The sequence below is a fragment of the Sphingorhabdus sp. genome (genome assembly GCF_029865925.1).
In the GTDB taxonomy this organism is placed as follows: Bacteria; Pseudomonadota; Alphaproteobacteria; order Sphingomonadales; family Sphingomonadaceae; genus Sphingorhabdus_B.
In genome coordinates this window covers 1-5,116 of record NZ_JARXAI010000059.1, presented here as the reverse complement: position 1 = coordinate 5,116, position 5,116 = coordinate 1, and the positions used below count along the sequence as shown (strand labels likewise).

4 protein-coding genes are annotated in these 5,116 nt (G+C 55.3%); 2 read left to right on the top strand and 2 right to left on the bottom strand.

From position 1 onward, the window contains the following. Together QE270_RS05380 and QE270_RS05375 are read right to left on the bottom strand one after the other, a co-directional pair. The coding region (locus QE270_RS05380) for an alcohol dehydrogenase catalytic domain-containing protein (protein WP_300036296.1) at positions 1-369 on the bottom strand (369 nt) is incomplete at its 3' end. Between the two features lie 19 nt (positions 370-388). Then, positions 389-1,552 carry an acyl-CoA dehydrogenase family protein gene (locus QE270_RS05375; RefSeq protein WP_295490740.1) on the bottom strand — a complete coding sequence of 388 codons (1,164 nt, stop codon included), beginning with the start codon at positions 1,550-1,552 and terminating at the stop codon, positions 389-391. 206 nt (positions 1,553-1,758) lie between these two features. On the opposite strand from QE270_RS05375, the gene QE270_RS05370 reads away from it, so the two are divergent. Then, positions 1,759-4,443, top strand: a complete 2,685-nt coding sequence (locus tag QE270_RS05370; RefSeq protein WP_300036293.1) for a LuxR C-terminal-related transcriptional regulator — start codon at positions 1,759-1,761, stop codon at positions 4,441-4,443. Between the two features lie 85 nt (positions 4,444-4,528). Further along, positions 4,529-5,116: 3-keto-5-aminohexanoate cleavage protein (locus QE270_RS05365; protein ID WP_300036291.1), on the top strand; the 588-nt coding region annotated here is incomplete at its 3' end.

Here is a 5,116-nt window from a genome sequence, read left to right as displayed (position 1 = left end):
TTCGGCCGGCACGCAAACATATTCGGCAATTGTGCCGCCGTGCGGCATTCCCAGCAGCCCGAATTCAGCTTGCGGCGCATGACGGTTGTTGCCCCAATCAAGACCTGGGTAAATCACCACCTCGTCGCCAACGCTTGGGCCAGATACGCCTTCTCCTAGCATATCTACTACACCTGCGCCATCGCAGCCCATCGTGGTCGGCAGGCTCATTCCAGGATAGAGGCCGCGTGCAATCCACATTTCGCGGTGATTGACCGACGCGGCTTTGATCGCGACGCGCACCTCACCCGCTTTGGGTGTGGGCGTTTCTACTTCTGCCACGCGAACTGCCTCGGGGCCTTCGGTCGTTTCTTGGTAAAGTGCTTTCATGTTCGGCCTTTCGGATGTGTTAAAAGGAGCGGGGCAGGCCGAGCGATTCGGCGATGCCATTGCGGATCATTTCGTTGGTCACAGGGCCGATGCGCCACAGCCGGGAATCGCGCCAATATCGCTGCATATCGGTTTCGGCCGAATAGCCCATGCCACCCATCATCTGGATACCGAGGTCGGCGGCTGCGTTGGCATTTTCCGATGCCATCAACTTCAGCATATTAGCTTCTTTGCCAACATTCTCGCCCTTCGCCTGTTTGGCGGCGCAGTAATGCAGCATCAATTCGGTCGAGGTCTGCATCGTCGCAATATCGGCGATGTAATGCTGCAGTATTTGGAACTGGCCTATATATTTACCGAATGCTTTGCGCTGCATGACATAGGCCAGCGCGTCTTCGAGCACGCCGTCAATCACACCGAGACAGAACGCCCCTACCATGATCCGTTCGTTGTTCAGCGTTGGCAGCAAAGTGTACCAAGCCTTGTTGGGCTCTGCGAGAACGTTTGCGTCGGCCACGAACACATTGTTGTAAACAACGGTACAGCTACCCATCGAACGCATGCCGAGCTTAGGCAAAGGCGTGATTTTGACGCCTTCGGATGCTGCTGGCACCCAAAATAAAGTTAGCCCCTGATGCTTTTTCTCGACTGTTTTGTCGGTGCGCGCGATGCATAGGAGGTAGTCGGCCACATGCGCGGAAGAGCTCCAAATCTTTTCGCCGTTCAGCACCCAACCACCGTCAACACGTTCGGCGGCGGTGGCAAGATTGCCTAGCAGATCAGTACCACCACCGGGTTCGGTAAAGGAGATAGCAGCCTTCAATCGACCTGCCGCTATTTCTGGTAAAAACTTGGCCTTTTGTTCGGGCGAACCATAAAGTCCGATGGACTTTGATCCGGCGAAAGACGTGATGCCCCAAATCCACGCAAGGCCGCCAAGCGACCGCGCCAGCTCGCGTGCGAGGAGCATTTGCATCAGAACATCGCCGCCCTGACCGCCAAATTCCTCGGCGATACCCACCCCGTGAAAACCGGCTTCGGTAAACTTGTCCCAAAGCGCATGCGGATAGTTATGTTCGTCGGCTTCGAGCTTGCGCGACCATTCTTTGGGAATCTCGGTATCGACCCAACGGCGAACGACGTCGCGGAACGCTTGATGTTCCTCCGGCAGGTCGAAATCCATTTGGGTCACCCTCGCTTTTTGGCGCCTCCAAACGGGGCACTCTCTTTGATGGTGATGCTGTTGGCCAAAAGATATGGCGCGGCAACCTATCCAGAGATAGGAATATTTGCTTGCAGCCTATCTATCTAAGGCCGATACAAATCTGATCGACAGTAAGCCCGGGCAATCGACCTTGGCGCTGCGAAGCGGAACGAGAGGATACCGATATGGGTGTTGTTTCTACAACCATTGCGCCGCCAAAGGTCGCGCACCAATATATTCTTCGCGATAGAGTCGAACGGCTCGCCGAACCCGTTGGCGCGGCGCGAGTGGTTATCCTCTCTAGTCCTGCAGGCTTCGGCAAAACGACCGCGATGCTCCGCTGGGCAGAAATTTTCAAAGACGAAGGGCGACCTGTGCTATGGATTGCCGCCCGTGCTGGCATCGACGGGCTCGACTCGTTCTTGCAATCGTTGCGGGCAGCAGGTGTTGGTTCCGGGCTGGCAGAAGGCCTGAAGGATAGACATATTTCCGCGCATAACTGGCTAGTACATTTGTCGATCAAGTCTGGCCCTCGGCCAGTGCTGTTCATTGATGACGCGCAGCTGTTGTCGCAGGAGATATGCGACTTTCTCGGCCAGCTTATCGCCAGCGCAAGAGATTCGATTACAACGGTCATAGCTTCGCGCGGCGGATCGCGCCTGAACGTTGCCCGCATGCGGTCGCTTGGTCACCTTGTTGAAATCGGTGTACGTGATTTAAGTTTTGAAACCGACGAAGCCGTCCGCTTGATCCAGCAGGAAATAGGCGGCACGATTGCAACGTCTGAGGTCCAGCGGTTGGTTGTCGATACCCAAGGATGGGCTGCGGGCCTAATCATCGCGACCAAGGCCTGGCAACGCGACCAGCGCGAAGGGGTGCCGCCCGAAGGCGGAACGACCGGTTTGCGGCATGAGTTTGCCAGCTATTTCCATGAAGAAGTGTTCGAGCTTCAAAATCAGGAGGTTCGCGATTTTCTCGTCGATACCTCGATATTAGACGAATTGTCGCCCGCCGCCTGCGCGGCGGTGGTTAGCAACGCCAAGGCGCGGAACATACTTGAACAGGTTTTTGAAGGTGGCTTATTCCTGTCCGATCTTGATCGGGAGCTTAGTCGCTACCGCTATCATACCCTGTTCCGTGAAATGGTGCTCGGTCGTTTAATGCGCCGGGCACCGGAGCGCGCTACCGAATTGCATCGCCGCGCCAGCACCTATTTTGTCGAAACTGGTGATTTGTCGCGTGCGTTGGAGCACGCCATGTTGTGCGGGGATAAAATTTTCCTTGCCGATCAACTTGAGTTACTTGCCGAACCAATGACCTACAGCGGCCTTTTGTACCGCATCGACGAGCTTGCAAGCGATCTGCCCTGGGAACTGCAATCGACCCGTCCTGCGCTATTGCTGGCGATGTCATGGCGCAGATCGCGCCGTCTGGCGTTTAAATCGTCTGAACGCCTCATTGAAGCAGCCGAAGCCGTCATTACCGCGCGCATAGAGAGTGGTGAGTATAGCGAGTATCAACACGAACAGATGCTATTCCAAGTCAGGCATCGCCGCATCATGCTCGAAGCAGCGCGCGACAACATGGTCTATGTCGAACATGAATCGGAAACGTTGTTGGCCGATTTGGGTGACGACCATCCCTATTTGAGCTGCACGTTGCTTGCTCAGCTTCTGTCGGCCCGGCGCGAACTCTATCATTTTCATGACATGCTGCGGTTAGAGGCCGAACTTCGCAAAGCACTCGGAAGGCCCGGGTCGGATTTTGCGTCGATCGCGCTCAAATCTTCGGTCGCACCCACTCTGGTAGCACAGGGCAAAACACGTATGGCGCGACAATTCCTTGAAGAAGCGCATGAACTAGCGCGTGAAATGGATTGGCAGATATCCGGGCTTGCGGCGCTTCCCGCATTGCCTTTGGCCGAAATTCATTATGAATGCGGCGATCTCGACCGTGCCGGGGAGTTGGTAGAGCGTTATCTGCCATCAATAAGGCAATGGGGTTTCGTCGATCAGTTGGCATCAGGATATATCGTCAGGGCGCGTCTAGCGGCAGCCGATGGCGATTATCAAAGCGCGCTATCCGGTCTTGAAGAAGCGCAATTGGTAGCCATCGAATGCGGGCTCGACCGGCTTCGCGCGCTGATCCTTTCCGAACAGGTGCACATGCTTGTGAAGACCGGACAAGTCGAACAGGCCGAGCAATTATTCTATTCAAGCGACCTTTGCTTTGAAGGCGAGCCGGTTCCAACCATGAATCCGACGCGGCTCAACGAATGGATGGCGATTGCTTGGCTCCGGTTGGAAATGCACCGCTTCCGCCTTGTCAGTTCGCGCAAGATAGCCAAACGCTGGTTGGAATTTGTTCGGCGCAGAGGCGCGGTCCGTTCATCGGTGACCTTTGAACTGCTTTTTGCCCAGATTGCGGTGCTTTCGGGCAATCGTTCAGAGGCCAGACGTGCCGTGCGTGCCGCGGTAGAGTTGGCCGAACCCGGCGGCTGGGTGCGCCCGTTTGTTGATGAAGGTGAGGCGATTTCATCATTGTTGGTCGAAGCGTATGCCAACGGTCCTGAACTTGACACGCCAGTTGACCGCTTTGCAATGCACCTTGTTTCGGTAATGCGAGGCACGACGCAGGCCGACGCGGATGAAGAGGATGATGATTTCGGCTTAGGCAGCGGTCTTTCGTTGCGTGAGGTGGAAATATTGACGATGGTAAGCGGTGGCCTGCGCAATCGTGAAATTGGCGATCGGCTTGGCCTGACCGAAGGTACGGTCAAATGGTATATGCAGCAAATTTATGACAAACTCGGCGTCAGACGGCGACCACAGGCGGTTATTCGCGCGCGTCAGCTCGGGATATTGTCGTGATGTGACAGCCTATCTTTGGAAAGATGGTCAGGTGCACGTGCGGCCATAGCGCAACACGATAATTTGGATTTACGGGAATAATAACATGGCCAAAGGCAAGGTGATTATCAGTTGCGCTGTAACCGGAGCAATCCACACGCCATCAATGTCGCCGCATCTTCCGATAACCGCGAGTGAGATTGCCGAAGCTGCTATCGGTGCGGCGGAAGCCGGGGCGGCGATTATCCACCTTCACGCCCGCGATCCCGAAAATGGCCGTCCCGATCAAAACCCCGATTTGTTCGAGCCATTCCTGAAAGTCATCAAGCAGCGGAGCGACGCGGTTATCAACCTGACAACCGGCGGACATCCGTCGATGACCTTAGAGGAGCGGCTTCGTCCGGCAACTACGTTCCAACCCGAAGTTGCTTCTTTGAATATGGGAACGATGGGATTTGGACTGTTCCCGATGCTCGATCGTTATTCCGACTGGAAATTTGATTGGGAACCCGCAACCCTTGCCGCATCGCGGGATTTGGTGTTCAAAAATACCTATAAGGATATCGAGGACCTATTGGTGCTGCTGACGCCGATGGGTACCCGCTTTGAATTTGAATGTTACGACACCAGCCACCTGTATAATCTCAAGCACTTTCTTGATCGCGGCCTGGTGAAAGCGCCGCTGTTTATCCAG

Coding starts and splice junctions, on each gene's coding strand:
- QE270_RS05375 (WP_295490740.1), bottom strand. CDS start 1,552: ATGGATTTCGACCTGCCGGAGGAACATCAAGCGTTCCGCGACGTCGTT.
- QE270_RS05370 (WP_300036293.1), top strand. CDS start 1,759: ATGGGTGTTGTTTCTACAACCATTGCGCCGCCAAAGGTCGCGCACCAA.